This window comes from Halobacillus sp. ABR2_026, from assembly GCF_056158545.1.
This window is the reverse complement of the sequence record NZ_JBSWTM010000001.1, coordinates 605,230-625,094: the sequence shown is the minus strand read 5'-3', so window position 1 is coordinate 625,094 and position 19,865 is coordinate 605,230. Positions and strand designations below refer to the sequence as shown.

17 protein-coding genes are annotated in these 19,865 nt (G+C 50.0%); 2 read left to right on the top strand and 15 right to left on the bottom strand.

The genetic code is table 11. From position 1 onward, the window contains the following. Positions 1-286: 286 nt before the first annotated feature. The 8 genes from ACXADE_RS03245 to ACXADE_RS03210 all read right to left on the bottom strand — a co-directional run bounded on the left by ACXADE_RS03245 (position 287) and on the right by ACXADE_RS03210 (position 10,609). Complete coding sequence (locus tag ACXADE_RS03245) at positions 287-1,432, bottom strand: CamS family sex pheromone protein (RefSeq protein WP_474979080.1); 1,146 nt, start codon at positions 1,430-1,432, stop codon at positions 287-289. A 74-nt stretch (positions 1,433-1,506) separates the two neighbouring features. Further along, positions 1,507-3,507, bottom strand: coding sequence for an NAD-dependent DNA ligase LigA (ligA, locus tag ACXADE_RS03240; RefSeq protein WP_474979079.1), 2,001 nt, complete (start codon positions 3,505-3,507; stop codon positions 1,507-1,509). A gap of 14 nt (positions 3,508-3,521) precedes the next feature. Then, positions 3,522-5,759, bottom strand: coding sequence for a DNA helicase PcrA (gene pcrA, locus ACXADE_RS03235; protein WP_474979078.1), 2,238 nt, complete (start codon positions 5,757-5,759; stop codon positions 3,522-3,524). Next, positions 5,756-6,466, bottom strand: coding sequence for a heptaprenylglyceryl phosphate synthase (gene pcrB, locus ACXADE_RS03230; RefSeq protein ID WP_474979077.1), 711 nt, complete (start codon positions 6,464-6,466; stop codon positions 5,756-5,758). The genes pcrA and pcrB overlap by 4 nt, the downstream gene beginning before the upstream one ends. A 275-nt stretch (positions 6,467-6,741) precedes the next feature. Continuing rightward, a complete protein-coding gene (locus ACXADE_RS03225; protein ID WP_474982187.1) occupies positions 6,742-7,329 on the bottom strand; it encodes a YitT family protein in 588 nt (195 codons plus the stop codon). A 131-nt stretch (positions 7,330-7,460) separates the two neighbouring features. Next, entirely contained in the window at positions 7,461-7,763 is a 303-nt protein-coding gene (locus ACXADE_RS03220) for a YerC/YecD family TrpR-related protein (RefSeq protein WP_474979076.1), read from the bottom strand. A 13-nt stretch (positions 7,764-7,776) separates the two neighbouring features. Continuing rightward, entirely contained in the window at positions 7,777-8,826 is a 1,050-nt protein-coding gene (locus ACXADE_RS03215) for a DUF3048 domain-containing protein (protein ID WP_474979075.1), read from the bottom strand. A 37-nt stretch (positions 8,827-8,863) separates the two neighbouring features. Beyond that, a complete protein-coding gene (locus tag ACXADE_RS03210) occupies positions 8,864-10,609 on the bottom strand; it encodes an adenine deaminase C-terminal domain-containing protein (protein WP_474979074.1) in 1,746 nt (581 codons plus the stop codon). Positions 10,610-10,681: 72 nt separating this feature from the next. Here ACXADE_RS03210 and ACXADE_RS03205 point away from each other — a divergent pair, with 72 nt between their 5' ends. Both ACXADE_RS03205 and ACXADE_RS03200 read left to right on the top strand, forming a co-directional pair. Next, positions 10,682-10,936, top strand: coding sequence for a YgaP family membrane protein (locus ACXADE_RS03205; protein WP_474979073.1), 255 nt, complete (start codon positions 10,682-10,684; stop codon positions 10,934-10,936). Positions 10,937-11,086: 150 nt separating this feature from the next. Then, a complete protein-coding gene (locus ACXADE_RS03200) occupies positions 11,087-11,203 on the top strand; it encodes an EYxxD motif small membrane protein (protein WP_474979072.1) in 117 nt (38 codons plus the stop codon). Here the strand turns inward: ACXADE_RS03200 and purD are convergent. From purD to purQ, 7 genes are read right to left on the bottom strand one after another with little or no spacing between them, the layout of a single operon-like run. Beyond that, a complete protein-coding gene (gene purD, locus ACXADE_RS03195) occupies positions 11,165-12,445 on the bottom strand; it encodes a phosphoribosylamine--glycine ligase (RefSeq protein WP_474979071.1) in 1,281 nt (426 codons plus the stop codon). The genes ACXADE_RS03200 and purD overlap by 39 nt on opposite strands. A 17-nt stretch (positions 12,446-12,462) precedes the next feature. Continuing rightward, positions 12,463-13,995 (bottom strand): bifunctional phosphoribosylaminoimidazolecarboxamide formyltransferase/IMP cyclohydrolase, encoded by a 1,533-nt coding sequence (gene purH, locus ACXADE_RS03190; protein WP_474979070.1) that lies wholly within the window; start codon positions 13,993-13,995, stop codon positions 12,463-12,465. Continuing rightward, a complete protein-coding gene (purN, locus tag ACXADE_RS03185) occupies positions 13,992-14,570 on the bottom strand; it encodes a phosphoribosylglycinamide formyltransferase (protein WP_474979069.1) in 579 nt (192 codons plus the stop codon). Before purN ends, purH begins: the two co-directional genes overlap by 4 nt. Further along, positions 14,567-15,571, bottom strand: a complete 1,005-nt coding sequence (gene purM, locus ACXADE_RS03180) for a phosphoribosylformylglycinamidine cyclo-ligase (RefSeq protein WP_474979068.1) — start codon at positions 15,569-15,571, stop codon at positions 14,567-14,569. Before purM ends, purN begins: the two co-directional genes overlap by 4 nt. A gap of 12 nt (positions 15,572-15,583) precedes the next feature. Then, positions 15,584-16,996 carry an amidophosphoribosyltransferase gene (gene purF / locus ACXADE_RS03175; RefSeq protein ID WP_474979067.1) on the bottom strand — a complete coding sequence of 471 codons (1,413 nt, stop codon included), beginning with the start codon at positions 16,994-16,996 and terminating at the stop codon, positions 15,584-15,586. Continuing rightward, positions 16,972-19,197 (bottom strand): phosphoribosylformylglycinamidine synthase subunit PurL, encoded by a 2,226-nt coding sequence (gene purL, locus ACXADE_RS03170; protein ID WP_474979066.1) that lies wholly within the window; start codon positions 19,195-19,197, stop codon positions 16,972-16,974. The genes purF and purL overlap by 25 nt, the downstream gene beginning before the upstream one ends. Further along, the gene (gene purQ, locus ACXADE_RS03165) at positions 19,181-19,864 is read right to left on the bottom strand and encodes a phosphoribosylformylglycinamidine synthase subunit PurQ (RefSeq protein ID WP_474979065.1); all 684 of its coding nucleotides are present in this window, start codon (positions 19,862-19,864) and stop codon (positions 19,181-19,183) included. Before purQ ends, purL begins: the two co-directional genes overlap by 17 nt. Position 19,865: the final 1 nt, after the last annotated feature.

Sequence of the window (19,865 nt, the reverse complement as noted above, 5' to 3'; positions counted from 1 at the left end):
ATTGAGGTTCTTATAATCCATTTCATGGTGACGTCAAAGAAGTGGTTTCGAAAGCTTTACATGGCAAAGGTACGGAGGGGAATGACGAGACTCCTGTGGGAGCAGAGGGACAGGTGAGAACCCTGGCGAGCGTTAGCTGAAAAGGCTCAGCGCCCGCCCACAGAAAGCAACCTGTTTCTCTCGGAGCTCCGAAACCCACGCACAAACCCGAAATTAAGTCTTCAAGAACCCTGCCATTTTCTTTAATAACAAAGACCGCACGGGACAAGCCCGGGCGGTCTTTTTGTTATTCGTACACATGAACAAAAGGTTCCTGCTCGCCGGCTCTTCTGACGATCAGGCTTTCTGGTTCATCCATGCTGTGGATATTCACTTGGACGTTGTAGTGATCTGCAAACATTTCGTTTACAAGACTGTACACATACTGTGTAAAACCGACCACTTCCGATTCAGACTGGAACTGGATCGGAATTTCAATGGAGACTTCGCGAAGTTCATCGTTGACGTAAAAACCGTTTGCGATCATGCCTACGAAGTTCGGGAAATAGTCGGATACTTCTTTTCTGAAGTCAGAGAAAATCTGTGAGTCGTCGAAATGATCTTCTTCCGCTTCACTGGATGGGAACAGGACATGTTTTTCATTGATATTATCCCAGCCATTGATCGTAAGGTCGGACCCTTTCACGTAGGATTTACTCAGGAATTTGCCCGGCACTTTGGAACTCGCTTCTTCTTCCTCAAACAAAGCGAAGACGACCGGAACATTGTTCAGTTCTTCCCTCTCGCGGATCCGCTTCAAAACTTCGCCGGCGTACTCCTTCCCTTTTTTCAGAAGTTCTTCTGTCGAATGATCTTCGGAAAGGCTTTTATCGTCAGCCGTGAAGTTGTAGACGGTCCTCAATGAGATTCCGATGGTGAGGCCGCTCAATTCTACTTTGTTTTCATCTTTTCTTACTAAGTAATTTTGTTCAATAATGTTCGAGATGTATCGCGGGCTTTCACGGAATTCCTCTTCAGTCGCTTCATCTTCGTCAAGCTCTGGATTCAACCCTTCTTCGTTCCCGCCGCTCTCCCGGCCTAACCAGTTCAGGAGCGTTTCGCTGCTGAAATATTGGCCCGGTTGGAAGAAGTATTCTTCCGGGTCGAAGTATTCTTTCGAATGACGGCGGAGGCCGCTTTCGAATTCATCGATATCCATTCGGTTTCCCATCTGATTCGTTGTGACCGACCGGGCGGTGGACACTTTAGGGCTCCCTTCAGTCAGAATCATCCGGTAATCCTGCTCTGACATGTTGTAGTTCGGGATGATGGCGGACTGGTTATTCTTTTCATCTTTCGTTTCCTGTATGACTTCTTCTCTATTGTCAAAAACAGGTGTACACGCGCTGACGACGAGCAATGAACTGAGCAATAGTGCGTGCATCTTCCTCATGCTTTCCACTCCCTTAATGGGACCAGCCGGAGGGGTGACTCCGGCTCATCCTGTCTAGCCAAAAAACGGATGGATCAGGATAAAGCGTTCTTGAACTGCTCTTCATCCCATATTTCTATTCCGAGATCTGCTGCTTTCGTATATTTGGACCCGGCGTCTTCCCCGGCGATCAGAAGGTCGGTTTTCTTACTGACGCTTCCTGTCACTTTTCCGCCAAGCTCTTCCACAATCTTCTTCATATCTGAACGGCTGTAGTCTTCCATTTTCCCTGTAAGGACCACGGTCTTATCGCTGAACGGAGAATCTACAGGCTGATCACTCTTCTTCGCGCCCTTATACTCCATATGAAGACCCAGCTGCTTCAATTCTTCCAATAACTGTATGACCTGGTCTTCAGCGAAATAGCTGGCGATCGATTCGGCCATCTTGCTTCCGATTTCAGGAATAGCCTCAAGTGCTGCGGCATCCGCTTCGATGAGGGCATCCATATGTCCAAAGTGCTGGGCAAGGGTGCTGGCCGCTTTTGAACCCACGTAACGCACACCTAGACCGAACAACAGACGCTCAAGAGAATTTTCTTTGGATGCCTCTATGGCCTTCAACAAATTCTCAACAGACTTCTCTCCCATACGATCGAGCTGCAGCAGCTCATCGCGGTCGAGCTTGTACAAGTCTGCGATGTTATGGATCAAGTTTTCCTGGAACAATTGGGCGATGACTTTTTCTCCGAGACCTTCGATATCCATCGCATTTCTCGATACAAAGTGGATGAGACCTTCGCGAAGCTGTGCTGGACAGTTCGGATTCACACAGCGCAGGGCGACTTCTTCTTCTAGACGGACGAGCTCGCTGCCACACTCCGGGCATTCTCCAGGCATACGATACGGCTCTTCCTCCCCTGTGCGCTGATCTTCCAGAACACGTACAACTTCCGGGATGATATCGCCGGCTTTCTTAATGACGACGGTATCCCCAATGCGGATATCTTTTTCGATGATCAAGTCTTCATTGTGCAGGGACGCGCGTTGCACGGTCGTTCCTGCGACTTTGACAGGATCGAGAATCGCAGTGGGCGTTACCGCTCCTGTACGGCCGACACTGAGTTCAATGTCTTGAAGTTTCGTAATCGCTTCTTCCGCCGGGAACTTGTAAGCGGTGGCCCATCGAGGACTTTTAGCTGTGAAGCCTAAGTCTTCCTGCTGATCGAGGCTGTCGACTTTAATGACGATTCCATCGATTTCATAATCGAGATCGGCCCGGTGCTCGACCCAGCTATTTACATAGTCGATAACCTCTTCGATATCGTTACACTTTTTCCATTCCGGATTGGTTTTCAAGCCAAGGTCTTTCATTTTCTCAAGACGCTCACTGTGAGCATCGGTCGGGTCGTTTTCCCAAACTCCGATCCCATATAAAAAAATGTCCAAATTACGTTTAGCGGCAATTTTCGGGTCCAGCTGCCTTAGAGAACCGGCCGCTGCGTTTCTTGGATTGGCAAAAGGTTCTTCCCCATTCTCCTCTTTCGCTTCGTTAAGAGCGAGGAACGATTTTTTCGGCATATACGCTTCCCCGCGGACCTCAAGTGTCACCGGTTCTTTCAAACGAAGTGGAATGTTACGGATCGTCCGCAGGTTTTTCGTAATGTCTTCTCCAGTCGTCCCGTCTCCGCGCGTCGCTCCACGTACGAAGATGCCGTCCTCATATTTCAAAGAAACCGCAAGGCCGTCGATTTTCAACTCACACACATACTGGACCTCAGTATCGGTGCCGTTTTTGACTCGGCGGTCGAAATCCCGAAGCTCTTCGTCGTTAAAGGCATTGCCAAGACTGAGCATCGGAAGGTCGTGCTGCACTTTAACAAAAGCGTCCAAAGGCTTGCCGCCGACCCGCAGGGATGGCGAGTCCGGCGTCTGCAGTTCTGGGAACTTTTCTTCCAGGTTAAGCAGTTCCTGCAGTTTTTTATCATATTCGTAATCCGATACACTCGGGTCATCGAGCGTATGGTATTCGTAGCTGTATTTCTCAAGCTCCTGCCTGAGCGTATCAATTTTTTGCTTCGCTTCCGCTTCGTTCATATCCATCCACTTCCTTACGATTTCGTAATCGGTGCAAAACGGGCAAGCAGGCGCTTGATGCCTGTCGGTGCCGGGAAGGCGATGTCGAGTTCCATCGCATCTCCTTCACCCTGCACTTTGACGACCGTCCCTTCGCCCCACTTTTTATGCTTGGCTTTATCTCCAGGCTGCCAGCCGATTTTCTCGCCGCCGGTTGATCCTGTTTTCTCCGGTTTCTTCGCGGCCCGTTTTTTCGGAGCAGGCTGAGGCTTCGTTCCGAATGGGGAAGCTTCCCGCTTTTTATTGAAGAATGGCAACTCTTCTTTTTGTTCTTTTCCTTGAATCAGTTCTTCAGGAATTTCATTAATGAAACGGCTGATCGGGTTCATGTTCGTGCGCCCGTATAGCGTCCGCATTTTCGCGTGGGAAATGAACAATTCTTTTTCCGCACGGGTAATCCCGACATACGCCAGACGGCGTTCTTCTTCCATTTCTTCTTCATCCATGAGGGCACGGCTGTGCGGGAAAACATTCTCCTCCATGCCGATGAGGAAGACGACCGGGAATTCAAGCCCTTTCGCTGAGTGCAAGGTCATCAATGTGACCGTATCGTCATTACTAGGGTCTTCATTCATGGAATCAATATCCGCGATCAACGCAAGGTCGGTCAGAAACGCGACCAGCGTTTTGTCTTCAGCATTCTCCTCAAAGTTCTTTGTCACCGATTTGAATTCTTCGATGTTCTCAAGACGGCTTTGAGCTTCGATGCTCTTTTCGTTCATGAGCATCTCTTCATAACCCGTCTTATCAATGACTTCCTGCACCATATCAGTTGCAGACAGGAACTCCTGCTGCTCCGCCCAGTTTTGGATCATCTTACGGAAGCTCATGATCGCTTTTGCTGCCTTGGCACTAACACCGACAAAGTCAACTTCCGCTGCAGCCTCATATAAGGAAATGTCGTGGTCTGCCGCATGGGCAAGCATTTTATCCATGCTCGTTTTACCGACGCCGCGTTTTGGTTCGTTGACGACACGCTGGAAGCTGAGGTCGTCATTCGGATTGGCTATCAGGCGCAAGTACGCAAGCAGATCCTTGATTTCTTTACGATCGTAGAACTTCGTGCCTCCTATCATCTGATACGGAACGCCGGCTTTGACAAACGTTTCTTCAATCGTACGGGACTGGGCGTTCGTACGGTATAAGATCGCGACATCCTGGTAGCGGAACCTGCCTTGGCGGACGAGGTCCTCAATCTTGTCTGTGACAAACAAAGCTTCCTCACGCTCGGTACCAGCCTGATGGTAGTTGATTTTCTCGCCGCCTTTGTTATCCGTCCAAAGACGCTTCGGCTTCCGTCCGCTGTTTTTATCAATGACGTTGTTTGCCGCATCCAGAATCAATTCGGTGGATCGGTAATTCTGCTCAAGCAGAATTGTCCGTGCATTCGGGTAGTCGCTTTCAAAGTTCAGGATGTTCTGAATGTCTGCTCCGCGCCATGCATAGATAGACTGATCGGAATCACCAACGACGCACAAGTTCTGATAGCGGCTCGCCAAATGTTTCACAAGTTGGTATTGTGCGTGGTTCGTATCCTGGTACTCATCGACGTGGATGTATTGGAAACGGCGCTGGTAAAATTCCAGCACTTCCGGTACTTCATCGAAAAGTCTCAGCGTCTGCATAATCAAGTCGTCAAAATCGAGTGACTGGTTTTTGCGGAGCTTTTTCTGATAGCCTTTGTAAATCTGAGCGATCTGTTCTTCATGCATGTTGTCCGCTTGTTTTTCATAATCCTCAGCGGTCATCAATTCATTCTTGGAATTACTGATAGCACCAAGCATGGCGCGCGGGTCCCATTTTTTCGGGTCGAGGTTGATTTCTTTCAGCACCTGTTTAATGACGGAAAGCTGGTCACTCGAATCCAGAATGGAAAAGTTGCGATCATACCCGATGCGGTCGATGTCACGCCTCAAAATACGTACACACATCGAGTGGAACGTGGACATCCAGATTTTTTCACCATCGCTTCCGACGAGGGATTCGACACGCTCTTTCATTTCGCGTGCTGCTTTATTGGTAAATGTGATCGCCAGAATATTTCTCGGGGCGACATCTTTTTCACTAAGTAGGTAGGCGATGCGGTGTGTCAGTACACGAGTCTTTCCACTTCCGGCACCTGCCATGATGAGCAGCGGTCCTTCTGTATGGGTTACCGCTTCTCGTTGTTCTGTATTCAAGCCTTGAATCAATGCATTCATTGCCTGTGTCATGAGGGTCCACCATCCTTCACCTTTATTGATTTTACGGCTTCGACCGTTTGAAGAGCAATCTCTAGATTATCATAAATCACATCGCCGACAACGATGACATCTGCATGAGCCGCCATTTCGGCCGCCTGTTTTTCGGAGCGGATGCCTCCGCCGTAGACGAGGGATGTCTTTTCTAACTGCTGGGAGACGGATTCGACTAACGCCGGGTCTCCGTAAGTTCCACTGTATTCCATATAAAAAACCGGCAGGCGGAAAATGTGTTCAGCCATCCGAGCATACGCAAGGACATCTTCCTGATCGGGCATCGAACAGTCGGTGCGTCGAAACACCTTCGCTTCCGGATTGAGCACACAATATCCTTCGGTCAGCATGTCCTCCCATTCGATCATATCGGCATATTCCTTGATCGCATGATGCTGGATATCGATCATCCATTTTTTGTGACCGCTGTTGAGGACAAGCGGAATGAAGTAAGCATCAAAGCCGGGCGCAATGGCTTCGGCATCGGACACTTCAAGCACACATGGAAGATCATACACCTCCACGCGCTCCTGCAGTTCCGTGACGTTTTCAAATGTCACACCATCCGTACCACCGATGATGAGGGCGTCTGTCCCTGACGTGCATACCTTCTCTAAATCTCGATCTGTGATCGTTTTATTCGGATCAAGCTTGAACACATGATCCCACTTGCTTATCTTGTACATTTCCGTCCTCCAAAACAACCATTATCCATCTACCCATTATAGCAAATTTTCATCCCCGGGTTGAGGGGCACAGCCTAACAATTCTATGTCTTTTGATAGGAAGGTTGATTTGGTAATTCCTGTATGACCTCGTCCTACATAAAATGGAAGCACACAAAAAAAGTCCGACTCTCCAATCAGAGCCAGACTTTTGGATTGTAAGAATATGGGCGACCAGGTCTTGCAGGAATTTCCAATTTAAATGACGAGGTCATACAGATATTTCCACCCAACCATCAAGACGGGGGTTCGGGGAGGAGGCGGGCGGAGGTGAAGGTCATGGTGACGAGGCCGACGCTTAGGATGGTGATAGCGGATAACAGCAGGGTCTCAAGCGAGAACAGGTAGCCGCTTGCGCCAATGACGACGGCGTCGATGGCGAGGATGACGAATCCCACGTTCACTTTGCACCAGTCAGCGATCATCTGAGCGAGGAGATCAGTCCCGCCTGTGCTCGTATGCACGCGGAGCATCAGACCGATCCCACCTCCGACAAGCACCCCGCCAATCATTGAGCTGATAGCCGGTTCAAGGGGAAGGTGATGGGCGCGCAGCCCTTGAAGAACGTCGATGGAAAATGAGGATATAAGCAGCCCGTGCAGACTGTTATAGAAGTAAGAACGGTAAAAAAACCAGGCGAGCGTAAAAATGGGAATGCTGAAGCAGATAATCGTCAACCCGACCTCAAGCCCCCAAATGTAATTGGCAATCATTCCGATTCCGATGATTCCTCCATCAAGGACGTGATCCGGAATGAGAAAAAAATTGATTCCGAGTGAAAGTATCAAACTGCCGAGAATGATCATTGCACCTTTTTTCATCATCGTTTTCATCGGACAGTCCCCCTCCCTTGTACTAGCCTATGTTTGTCCGGATTCTCTTAGAAGTACAGCTAGGAATCAGGGACGGACATAAAAAAAAGACCGCCTTTCATTGGAAGGCAGTCTTTCTAGTCCTATTCGGTCCGTTTCTCCTGAACACGGTCGAGTGCTTGCGTATACGCGTCATTGCCATAATTCAAGCACCGCTTCACACGGGAAATCGTCGCCGTGGATGCGCCTGTTTCTGTTTCGATTTTATGATAAGTGAAGCCTTCACGCAGCATGCGCGCAACTTCCAATCGCTGAGCGAGCGACTGGACTTCATTCATCGTAGCAAGATCGTCGAAGAACTCATAACATTCTTCTACACTCTGCAATGATAAAACCGCTTCAAAAAGCTGGTCGAGCGTCTTGCCTCTCAATTTATCGATCTGCATGCCTTTTCCCTCCCTACTCTGTTTCTACTCCGGCACTGCCCGGGATGATGTTCACCCAGGTCTTCCCTGGTGTAAATGCCAGAGGACGGCCGTCTTTATAAGGAAGCAGACGTCCATCGACGTTCTTCCATTGCACTTCTTTCATTTGTCCTTCTTGTAAAAGGTACCCGTTCCCGCCTGAAGTGAGATCAATCGAACGGCGGCCGGCGCTGTCAATGACACGGTGGTCCGTTTCCATGATCCATACATTTTCTACGGCAACGCGTTCATCATTTGAGCGGTCGATGGTCGGCTCCCCATCACTTGAACGTAAAAACTGCCCGCTTGCAGCATCGTACGTGAAACTTACATTCGTCCGGCTTCCATAAGTGATGGACACTTCATCAACAGGTGTTCCATCCAATGTGCCTTCCTCTGAAAATGGAAGAGCGTCAGGTCCCCCGCCCGGCTCATACCCTTTAGCTGCGACGGCCTGCTCAACTCCATCTGTCAAAAGGTAGGAGTTGTGAGGCGCTGAACGATCAGGGGACCGTTCAAATAACCAGCCATTGTTGTCATACATCGCCCCATCCAGATAGGCAACACCACTGTTCCTGACTTGCTGATTGATCGCAGTCGAGGCCCCGTGGTACGTATAAAGGGCATCAAAACCATCAGCGATTTCAAAATAGTACGGTCGTGCACTTCTCACCGGACCTATTGTATCAGGAATGTCACTATGGAACAAAGCGAGGAAGCGTGTGATCTGCCCCTCTGCTAAAATTTCATAAACGACATCAGCCTGGCTCAACCCGGACTGCGGCCGTGCTTTTGGATGGTTGTTGACCATGACGGACAATGCACGGTTTCCAAGTGGCTCAGCCACTGGTTCTCCTGTAAGTGGAGAGATCTCTGTGTATTCCTTTTCTTCTGTTTCCTTTTCATCAACGGCCTCTTTCTCTACGTTTTCTTCGACCGCTGTATCTTTCTCTTTCGGTTCTTCAGGTTGGGCGGCTCCTGCTTCATCATTACACGCACTGAGAAGAAGGACGGCCAGCAAGCTGAAGAATGTAAGCTTTCTCAAGGTTAGCACTTCCCTTATGTGTATTCCCTCTTCTATTTTAACGCATTATCGAAGGAAAGAGTACCTCTTTCTTCTTCACATCCATGATTCCAAGAGGTGTGATCCGGATGAACGGTAGATGCATCGAGGAGAAGAAAAGTAGCGTATAAACAGGATCATTGAATGAAAAGCCATGCTGAAATAAGCATTTCTTCAATTCTGCCTCTTCCTCCATCAATTTTTCCATTGGCATGTCAGCCATAATCCCCCCGAGGGCCAATGGCAGCTCATAAAGAATTTCCCCTTTATGGACGAGTACAATCCCACCGCCGATTTCCTTCATGCGTTGAAAGGCCGTTTTCATATCTGTACGCGACTTTCCGGTCAATATGATATCGCCTGTATTGCTGTAGGAGCTGACGAGACCGCCGAGCGTCTTCGTGAAGCCTTTCAGCAGTGTGTTGACCATCCATTCCCCTTCACGGTCCATTAACATCAGATAAGACTCGTCATTCTCTTCACTTAACCGATCAGTGGATACATCTGTATCGATGGCGTATGGTTTCATGATCACATCATTCACCATTTCAAGTCCGATCGGCATGGAGAACTGCATATCATGATCTGTCACTTCCCAGTCCAGATCGAGCGGCGCGATCCCGTTTTTCTTCCATTGAATTTCGGTCTCTTCTTTCAGGACTTCCCCGTCCCGCTTCGTCCATTCCCCTTTCGCAATGACTGAATGCGGCAGAGGATCTTCTGGATCGTTTAAAAAGTTAAGATGGGCTACTCGTCCGGCATTCAGACTACCGACGCGGTTTTCAATCCCGAAGTGACGGGCGGCATGGTAAGTCGCCATCATATAAGCATCGATAGCGGGAACACCCGCATCGAGAGCAATCTTGATGCATGGATTGATCAGTCCTTCACGATAAAAGCCGGGCGTCGATCCATCAGTCGTATACATCATGTGATCGAAGTGATGATGCCCCTGTTCGACAATTCCGGTTAAAATATCCGGAAGGTCCGGGCGGATGGATGAATAGCGAAGGCCTGTATGATAACCGATTTCGATCCGTTTCAACACATCGTCCGCCGTCATCGATTCATGCTCCGAATCCATGCCGAGCAGCCGCATTTTCACAAGTGTTTTTTCAGAAGCTCCGGGCAGATGGGCTTCCAACGGTTTTCTGGAGCGCTTCGTCTCCTGCATGAAGTGCAGAATCTGTTCGTCTCCATGATGGAGAACATCCGGCCAGGCCGTAAGCTCTCCGCCCTGAATGACTGCATCGTGGGCGATCCAGTCTGGAATCTGTGAATCGAACGCATACCGCTCCTCATCCTGCAGCACGGACTGAGGATCAAAGCGGGCCCACCAGTACATGCTGGCCGGCAGATTCATGAACTCTTCCAACAAAGAAAACGCTTTCTCTTTTTCAGCTAAAAAAAGCCACATCAAGTTATCATTGACGAGCGTAGTCGTCCCCGTACGTGCCGCATAATCTGCAAAGCTCTGGGGATTATATAACTGAAATGGATGGGCATGCGGCTCCACATATCCCGGGACGATATAACTGTCCGTCCCATCGATGATTTCCGTACCTTGCGTATCGGAAGGGAGCTCCTGCCCCGTATAGATGATGCGGTCTTCATACAGCCAAATGTGGCCGTGCATCCATTTCTTTAAGTAAACATTCAAGTACGTTGTATTTTTGATTAATTTCGTAGGCGCGGCCTTACCATCCAGCACAGCGGCATGTTCACGCAGCTGGCGGTTGCGCCAACGAAAGCGAGTTTCGTTCATGGAGGTACCTCCCTGAGATCATTATGTTCTATCGTAACACAGGATATTCCATTCTGGTAAGGAGGAAGCACAATGAAGCCGAATATCGGAATCATCAACAGTATGATCCGTATAGCCGCAGGTCTCAGCCTCTTGTCCTTTTTGACGATCCGCGGCACGCGCAAGGCGTCCGATTCTTCCCATCCGCTCCTCATCATGCTTGCTTCCCTGAAGGTTGCGGAGGGAATTGTACGCTTCTGTCCTTTGACAGCTGTCTATGAAGAAATGTCGACGGAAACCGACGGCATAGAACAGAGCTGGCAGCAAAACCTTCCGCAGGATTCATAAATGGTGGAGGTGTCCGGTATGTTTCTGCCGATGATTTTTCTGTTCCGACGATATTTCAAAAACGCTGCTGAGAAAAAGAAAGCTTCCACAGTGGACCTGAATGGATGATGAACAAAAAAGAGCGGGCAGCCCCGCTCTTTTTTCAAAAGGATGAATCATATGGAGTTTATGGAATACTTCACAGATGTCGGTTTCGTCATCGTCACCGTCATCGGTTCAATTGCCGCGCTATTCTATGTCGGCATGCGAAGCCGTCGAAGAGACTGATGAACGCCCGATGTCACGCCGAAAGAAGAAGTCGCTCTGATCATCAAACGGACGGAGCGACAGATACGTACGATCCAGTGCCTGTGCCAAGTTCTCCCCTTTATTTCCGATCAGGAGAACGCGGCCGCCACTGGATACATAACGGCCGTCTTCCCAGGCAGTCCCTGCGTGCACGACGAATCCATCCCCCGCATGCACCTCAGGTAATGGCCGCCCTTTTTCATAAGCACCCGGGTACCCTTCAGAAGCGACGACAACTCCTGCGCACACTTCTTCTGTCCACTTTAACGTTGGGTCTTTTCCATCTAAAACATCCATCATCACTTGAGCAAGATCATTTTCCAACAAAGGCAGCACAACCTGCGTCTCTGGATCTCCGAAGCGCGCATTAAATTCAATCACCTTTGGACCTTCATTCGTTTCAATCAGTCCGGCATATAAAATGCCTGTAAATGGACGTCCTTCTTTCACCATCGCTTCTGCTGCCGGTCGGACGATGGATTCGACCGCGAAAGTGTAAGAAGAGTCTTTCAACTGTGGGACCGGCGCGAAAGCACCCATGCCACCCGTGTTCGGTCCTTCATCTCCTTCAAATGCGCGCTTATGGTCCTTTGCAGGAATCATTGGATAAACATCGGTGCCGTTGACAAACGCCATCAGAGAAAATTCATCGCCTGATAAAAACTCTTCAACTACAATTTCCTCACTCGCCTCTCCGAAACGGCTGTTTTCAAGCATGTCTTCCACAGCCTGCACAGCTTCATCCACGGTTTCGGCAACGACGACGCCTTTTCCCGCCGCCAGTCCATCCGCCTTCACGACGATCGGCGCACCTTTTTCCTTAATATATGCCTTTGCTTCTTCCGCGTTTGTGAAAGCTTCATAGGCAGCGGTTGGAATTTGGTAGTTGTGGAGCAGCTGTTTGGCGAAATGTTTACTGCCTTCAATGAGAGCAGCAGCCTTCGTCGGTCCGAAAACCGGAAGGTCTGCTTCTTCGAATGCATCGACAATCCCATCAAGAAGCGGATTTTCAGGACCGATCACGGTGAGTCCCACCCCGTTTTCCCGGGCAAAAGCAACCAGCCCGCCGAAATCCTGTTCCTCCACATCGACGCATTCAGCGCTTTTTGAAATCCCTGCATTGCCAGGAGCCGCAAAGATCCGTTCCACCTGCTCACTTTCTGCGAACTTCTGAACAAGACTGTGTTCGCGGCCCCCGCGGCCGACGACCAATACGTTCATAATAGCCACCCTTTCGATTAGTGTTTGAAATGACGCATTTTCGTAAAGACCATGGCAATGCCGTGCTTGTTACACGCATCAATCGAATCCTGATCACGCTTCGAACCACCCGGCTGAATAATGGCTGTGACTCCTGCTTCTGCTGCTGCCTCTACGGTATCCGGCATTGGGAAAAAGGCATCAGAAGCCATGATGCTGCCTTCAGCTTTCTCTCCTGCCTGCTCAAAAGCAATCTTTGCTGCACCGACCCGATTCATCTGACCGGCGCCTACACCTAACGTACGATCACCTTTCGCTACTACGATGGCATTCGACTTCACGTGCTTCACGACTTTCCATCCGAGCTTCAAGTCTTCAAGCTCCTGCTCTGACGGTTCACGTTCCGTTGCAATTTCAAGCTCTACATTTTCTAGGGAGCCTTCGTCCGAATCCTGGACAAGCAGACCGCCGTTGACGGTTACCAGTTTATGAGCGGGACGGTCCGCTTTTTTCATGTCCACTTTCAATAGACGCAGGTTCTTTTTCGTCGTAAGAAGATCAAGCGCTTCCTGACTGAAGGCAGGGGCGATAATGATCTCCAGGAAAATCTCTTTCAGCTTCGCCGCTGTATCAGCATCCACTTCCCTGTTCAAAGCGACAATCCCCCCGAAAATAGAGACAGGATCTCCTTCATAGGCTTTCACGTAAGCATCATACAAGTTTTCACCAACACCTACTCCGCACGGGTTCATGTGTTTGACCGCCACAGCAGCCGGCTGGTTGAACTCGAGCACCACCTCAAGGGCCGCATTGGCATCCTGGATGTTGTTGTAAGAGAGCTCTTTACCGTTCAACTGTTCCGCTTCTGCAAGCGACGTCCCTTCAACGTTCGCTTTTTTATAAAAGGCCGCCTTCTGATGAGGGTTTTCACCATAGCGCAAGGATTGGACCTTTTCATACGTGACCGAGTACGTTTCTGGAAAAGGCTCTTCTGTCAGAGTAGAGAAATATTCAGCGATCATCGCATCGTAATTAGCGGTATGGCGGAACACCTTAGCCGCCAGTCTGCGCCTGGTTTCATAGGAAAGGGAACCCTGCTGCAACCCTTCCACCACCTCATCGTAATCCGTTGGGTCTACGACGACAGCGACATCCTCAAAGCTTTTTGCAGCCGAACGCAGCATCGTAGGTCCTCCGATGTCGATGTTTTCAATCGCATCGGCTTCTGTGACGCCCTCTTTGGCAATCGTCTCTTTGAACGGATACAAATTGACGGCGACAAGATCGATCGTCTCGATTTCCAATTCATTAAGCTGCTTCATGTGGTCCTCGTTCGAGCGCTTCGCCAAAAGTCCTCCATGGACCGAAGGATGAAGGGTCTTCACACGTCCGTCCATGATTTCCGGAAAGTCAGTCACCTCGGAAATGGATCGCACCGGGACTCCAGCTTCTTCAATCGCCCGTTTCGTACCACCTGTAGAAATGAGCTCATAATTAAGCTCATGCAGTTTCTTTGCAAAATCAGCCAGTCCTTGTTTATTGGAAACGCTCAGCAGCGCTCGTTTAGTCATAAAGATTCCTCCTTGATGAATAATGCTTGGATCACTTGTGGGTATAGACGGTGCTCCACCGCCTGGATTTTATGTTTTACATCATCTGCTGTATCCTGATCTTCGATCTTAATCGCTTCCTGTGCGATGATCGGGCCCGTATCCATGCCATCGTCCACATAATGGACCGTAACGCCAGTCACTTTCACTCGTTTTTCAAGCGCCTGACCGATGGCATCCTTCCCGGGAAAAGCCGGCAGCAGCGAAGGGTGAATGTTGATGATTCTCCGTTCGTACGGCTGAAGAAGTGTCGGGCCGATCAACCGCATATACCCGGCAAGCACGATGAATTCTATCCCCCGTTCCCGGCAGTCATCAAGCACCGCTTGTTCATACGCCGCCTTATCCGCGAAACTTTTCGGACGATAAACGACGGTATCGATTTCATGCTGCTGCGCCTTTTCAATGACAGGTGCCCCCATGCGGTCACAGACTAGAAGTGCGATGTTTACATCTAAATCCCCCGCTTCCACCTCGTTGACAATAGCATCGAAATTCGAACCGGTTCCGGATGCAAAGACAGCGATATTGATCATATCCCCTGCACTCCTTCCTGCTCCGTCACACGGCCGATGACGACCGCATCATCACAGGCGCCGAACGCAGCGTTCACATCAGATGGATCAAGAATAACGACCATCCCGATTCCCATGTTGAACACGCCGAACATCTCGTCATCACTGAGTCCACCTTTTTCCTGAAGAAAATGAAAGACTTCAGGCACCTGCCAGCTGCCAGGATCGATCTCACAGCCCATTCCTTCCGGCAAAGTCCTCGGAAGGTTCTCATAAAATCCGCCTCCGGTAATATGGGCGATGCCTTTGATTGTCACATGTTTTTTCAACGCCTGAACTTCTGGAACGTAAATGCGGGTCGGACTCAGAAGGGTATCCCCAAGCGGACGTGTCCATCCGTTTGGTATAGTGGCGAGATCAAGATCTGCGATCAGTTTTCTGACAAGGGAAAAACCGTTCGAATGGACACCTGAAGATGGCAGGCCGACCAGAACGTCACCATTTTTAATATGCGCGCCTGTAATAATTTTCTCTTTATCCGCCATACCGACGACAAAGCCGGCAAGATCGTATTCTTCTTCCTCATACATCCCCGGCATCTCAGCCGTCTCCCCACCGATTAAAGCAGCCCCTGCCTGCTCGCAGCCGTCAGCGATGCCTTTGACGATCTGCTCGATTCGGGCAGGCTCATTTTTTCCACAGGCAATATAATCTAAAAACAACAGCGGATCAGCCCCCTGGGCAGCAATATCGTTCACACACATGGCGACGACATCGACCCCGATCGTATCATGGCGGTCCATTTCAAAAGCGAGCTTCAGCTTCGTACCGACACCGTCCGTTCCTGTGACGAGGACCGGCTGTTCATAGCTCATCCCGCTGATATCAAACAGGCCGGCAAAGGAACCAAGACCTCCCAGTACTTCTTTCCGCATCGTCCGGCCGACATGCTTTTTCATACGTTCGACGGCTTCGTATCCCGCTTCCACATCGACCCCTGCTTGTTTATATGATTGGCTCATCCTGCTTCCCTCCTAGGCTTTTTCATATGGATGCATCGTGTTCGGATAAATTTCCGTCGGGTATTTGCCGGTGAAACAGGCCATACATCCCCCGTGTTTCAACGATTCATCCCCTTGATAAATGCTGTGGTTCAATCCTTCAGGTGATAAAAAAGCAAGACTGTCTGCGCCGATCTGGGCTTCGATTTCCTCTACGGAATGGTTCGCTGCAATCAGTTCTCCACTGTTCGAAGTATCAATGCCGTAATAGCACGGGTTCTTAATCGGTGGAGAGGCAATCCGCACATGTACTTCTTTCGCTCCTGCTTCCTTCAGCATCTTCACAATCCGGCGGCTGGTCGTCCCTCTTACGATCGAATCATCGACCATGACGACTTTTTTTCCGTCGACAATGCCCCGAACAGCAGAAAGCTTCATTTTCACTCCCTGTTCGCGGAGCTCCTGAGACGGCTGGATGAATGTCCGGCCGACGTAACGGTTCTTGATTAAGCCGAGCTCATAGGGAATTCCGGACGCTTCGGCATATCCGATCGCAGCAGATATGCTCGAGTCTGGAACTCCTGTTACAACGTCTGCATCTATTGGAGCTTCTTCGGCGAGCGCCTTGCCCATCCGTTTGCGGGAAGCGTGCACATTTTTCCCATCGAGATTGCTGTCCGGCCTTGAAAAATACACATATTCCATGGAACAGAGTGTCCGCTGAATCGGAGCGGAGAACCGTTTCGACTCCACACCCTCATCTGAGATGATCAGCATCTCTCCAGGATCGATTTCTCTGTCATACTCCGCACCGATGACGTCAAAAGCACAGGTTTCAGAAGAGACGACCCAGGATCCGCCAAGATGGCCGAGGCTCAATGGCCGTAATCCCCGAGGATCATTGGCAACGAACATCCGGTCTTCGGTCATGATGAGGAAAGCATACGCCCCTTTGATCATAGACAAAGCTTCCATAATCGCCTGCTCCAGGGGCAGATGGCGGGCACGTTTAATTAAATGAGCGACCACTTCCGTATCCGACGTTGTCTGCAAAATGCTCCCCTGTCCTTCCAGTTGGTTCTTTAAAGCTTGAGCGTTTACCAGGTTTCCATTGTGAGCAAGGGCAAGCCCGCCCGTCTGGGAGCGGAAAAGGAGCGGCTGGATGTTTTCATAGCCGCCGTCTCCGGCTGTCGCATAGCGGACATGGCCGATGGAGGCATGACCATTCAAATCACTCAATTGATTTTCGGAAAACACTTCATTGATCAGGCCATGCCCTTTCGCAAGTTTAAGCTGTTCCCCGTCGGTCGTAATGATCCCGGCCCCTTCCTGTCCGCGGTGCTGCAGGGCATGCAGGCCGTAATAAGTCAGCTGCGCTGAATCCGGGTGACCCCATACTCCAAAAATGCCACATTCTTCGTTCAACCCTTTGATTTCAGCAAGCATTCAATCGCTCCTTTCCAAGCTTCTTTCAGCACTGATGTCTTTTCTTCCAGAACGACTTCCTCCTGCCTGATCCGATACACCCCATCTTCCGTAACATTTCCGATGTGACGGGCATCTGTGACCGTTCGTTCAAATGCTTCTTTTTGTTCAGCAGAAACGGTGACGATGAAGCGGGATTGCGTTTCTGCAAAAAGTTCGCTCAGGACATCCTCATCAACCGTAACGTCACAACCAAACCCATGTTCAAACAGCTTCTCTGCAAGAGCGACGGCAAGTCCCCCTTCTGCGACATCATGGGCTGATGAGACAAGACCGGCACGGATCGCGGTCAATAGTTGTTTTTGACGATTATATTCAGTCTCAAGGTCGATGGCAGGTGCTTTTCCGAAATGTTTTCCTTCAAGAAGTCCCTGCAGTTCACTGCCTCCGAATTCCGATTGTGTTTCACCAATTACATAAATGAGATCTCCGGCATTCTTAGCATGAGAGCGGGTGATATGGGCAACATCTTCAATCAGACCAACCATCCCGACGATGGGTGTCGGATAAATCGCCTGTCCGCCGAACGATTCATTGTACAGACTCACATTCCCACCAATCACCGGCGTTTCCAAGTCACGGCACGCTTCACTCATACCGTCGACGCTTTTTTCCATCTGCCAGAAAATTTCTGGATTTTCGGGAGAGCCGAAGTTGAGTCCATCTGTGATACCGAGTGGTCGTCCGCCGGAGCAGACGATATTTCGCGCCGCTTCCGCCACTGCGATTTTACCGCCGGCCTCAGGATCGACATAAAGGTAGCGGGAGTTGCAGTCCGTCGTCATCGCGAGCGCTTTGTTCGTGCCGCGCACACGGAGAACCGCTGCATCCGAGCCAGGCGTGACAACGGTATTCGTCTGGACCATAGAATCATACTGATCGTACACCCACTCTTTACTTGCGATCGTCGGCTGCTTTAATAGATTCACAAGTGTTCCCCTGAAGTCTGTTATTTCAGGTACATAGTTTTCCATACGCTGAAACTCTTCATAATAGGCTGGGATATGGGAAGGCTGATGGTAAACCGGTGCATCCTCAGCAAGCGAATCCACAGGGACTTCAGCTACGACTTCTCCATGGTGCTCCAGACGGAAACGTTTCGTGTCCGTCACTTCTCCCACCGCTACTGCCTCCAAGTTATATTTACGAAAGACGTCAGCAATCTCCTCTTCCCGTCCTTTTTCTACGACGAGAAGCATCCGTTCCTGAGATTCAGAGAGCATCATTTCATAGGCGGTCATCTGGTCTTCGCGTTGTGGGATGTGATCGAGATTCATCGTCATCCCCGTTCCCGCTTTACTTGCCATTTCACTGGCTGATGACGTAAGGCCTGCGGCTCCCATATCCTGAATACCGACAAGAGCGTCATGCTGGATGACATCCAGGCAGGCTTCGATGAGGAGTTTTTCCATGAACGGGTCGCCGACCTGAACAGATGGGCGCTTTTCTTCGGACTCTTCCGACAACTCTTCGGATGCGAAGGTCGCTCCGTGGATCCCGTCCCGCCCGGTCTTAGCTCCAACATACATCACGGTATTGCCGACACCGGCTGCGATTCCTTTTTGAATGTCTTTATGATCGATCAATCCGACACACATTGCATTGACGAGCGGATTTCCATTGTAAGCATTATCGAACTGGACTTCCCCGCCGACCGTCGGAACACCGACACAGTTGCCGTAACCGGCGATGCCGCGGACGACTTCTTCGAACAAATACTTCACGCGTGGCTGCTGCAGAGAACCGAAACGGAGCGAATTCAACAACGCAATCGGACGCGCCCCCATGGAGAACACATCACGCAGGATGCCGCCGACACCAGTCGCCGCCCCTTGATACGGTTCCACCGCTGACGGGTGGTTATGGCTTTCGATTTTGAAAACGACCGCCTGATCATCCCCGATATCAATGATTCCTGCACCTTCCCCGGGTCCTTGTAGAACGTGAGGGCCTTCGGTCGGAAATTTTTTCAAAAGGGGCTTGGAGTTCTTATAGCTGCAGTGTTCCGACCACATGACCGAGAATAATCCCGTTTCTGTGTAATTCGGGCGGCGTCCGAGAATCGAACGGATGGATGCATATTCGTCATCCTTAAGCCCCATCTCTCTGTACACATGCTGTTCTTCGATTTGTTCTGGACTGATCTCAAGCATTGATGGCATGGTGTTCCCTCCAGTGTGTCAAAATCGATTGAAATAGACGGAGACCGTCCGCATGACCGAGCAGTTCTTCAACGGCACGTTCCGGGTGTGGCATCATACCAAGCACGTTGCCTCTCTCATTGACAATGCCGGCGATATCTCCGACGGAACCGTTTGGATTCTGGTCATAGGTGAAAACGATTTGGTTCTTGGCTTTCAGCTCTTGGAGCGTCTGTTCATCACAGTAATAATTGCCGTCTCCGTGAGCAATTGGAATTTGAATGTGTTCCTTCTCATCGTAATGACGGGTGAACATCGTCTCGTCATTTTCGACCTTTAATGTTTCGTAATGGCACATGAATTTGAGATTTTCGTTCGGAAGCATCGCTCCTGGTAGAAGGCCCATTTCGAGAAGGATTTGAAACCCGTTGCAAACACCGAGCACCGGTTTCCCAGCTTCTGCTGCTTTCCTGATCTGTGCAATCACGTCTGAGGTTGAGGCGATTGCACCTGAACGTAAATAATCCCCGTAGGAGAAACCGCCCGGCAGGAGGATGGCATCATAGTTTGCTAGATTTGCCTCCTTATACCAGACAAGGTCTGCTTCTGCTCCAAGTTGATCCTTCACTGCAAAATACATATCACGGTCACAATTCGATCCTGGAAAAACGATGACTGCAAATTTCACG

What these genes read in the sequence shown, in the direction of transcription:
- purH (WP_474979070.1), bottom strand. Translation starts at nt 13,995, where the DNA reads ATGACTAAACGAGCGCTGCTGAGCGTTTCCAATAAACAAGGACTGGCT.
- pcrA (WP_474979078.1), bottom strand. Translation starts at nt 5,759, where the DNA reads ATGACACAGGCAATGAATGCATTGATTCAAGGCTTGAATACAGAACAA.
- purD (WP_474979071.1), bottom strand. Translation starts at nt 12,445, where the DNA reads ATGAACGTATTGGTCGTCGGCCGCGGGGGCCGCGAACACAGTCTTGTT.
- ACXADE_RS03225 (WP_474982187.1), bottom strand. Translation starts at nt 7,329, where the DNA reads ATGATGAAAAAAGGTGCAATGATCATTCTCGGCAGTTTGATACTTTCA.
- purL (WP_474979066.1), bottom strand. Translation starts at nt 19,197, where the DNA reads ATGCCATCAATGCTTGAGATCAGTCCAGAACAAATCGAAGAACAGCAT.
- ACXADE_RS03245 (WP_474979080.1), bottom strand. Translation starts at nt 1,432, where the DNA reads ATGAGGAAGATGCACGCACTATTGCTCAGTTCATTGCTCGTCGTCAGC.
- purN (WP_474979069.1), bottom strand. Translation starts at nt 14,570, where the DNA reads ATGATCAATATCGCTGTCTTTGCATCCGGAACCGGTTCGAATTTCGAT.
- pcrB (WP_474979077.1), bottom strand. Translation starts at nt 6,466, where the DNA reads ATGTACAAGATAAGCAAGTGGGATCATGTGTTCAAGCTTGATCCGAAT.
- purM (WP_474979068.1), bottom strand. Translation starts at nt 15,571, where the DNA reads ATGAGCCAATCATATAAACAAGCAGGGGTCGATGTGGAAGCGGGATAC.
- ACXADE_RS03200 (WP_474979072.1), top strand. Translation starts at nt 11,087, where the DNA reads ATGAATCATATGGAGTTTATGGAATACTTCACAGATGTCGGTTTCGTC.
- ACXADE_RS03210 (WP_474979074.1), bottom strand. Translation starts at nt 10,609, where the DNA reads ATGAACGAAACTCGCTTTCGTTGGCGCAACCGCCAGCTGCGTGAACAT.
- purF (WP_474979067.1), bottom strand. Translation starts at nt 16,996, where the DNA reads ATGCTTGCTGAAATCAAAGGGTTGAACGAAGAATGTGGCATTTTTGGA.
- ACXADE_RS03220 (WP_474979076.1), bottom strand. Translation starts at nt 7,763, where the DNA reads ATGCAGATCGATAAATTGAGAGGCAAGACGCTCGACCAGCTTTTTGAA.
- ACXADE_RS03205 (WP_474979073.1), top strand. Translation starts at nt 10,682, where the DNA reads ATGAAGCCGAATATCGGAATCATCAACAGTATGATCCGTATAGCCGCA.
- ligA (WP_474979079.1), bottom strand. Translation starts at nt 3,507, where the DNA reads ATGAACGAAGCGGAAGCGAAGCAAAAAATTGATACGCTCAGGCAGGAG.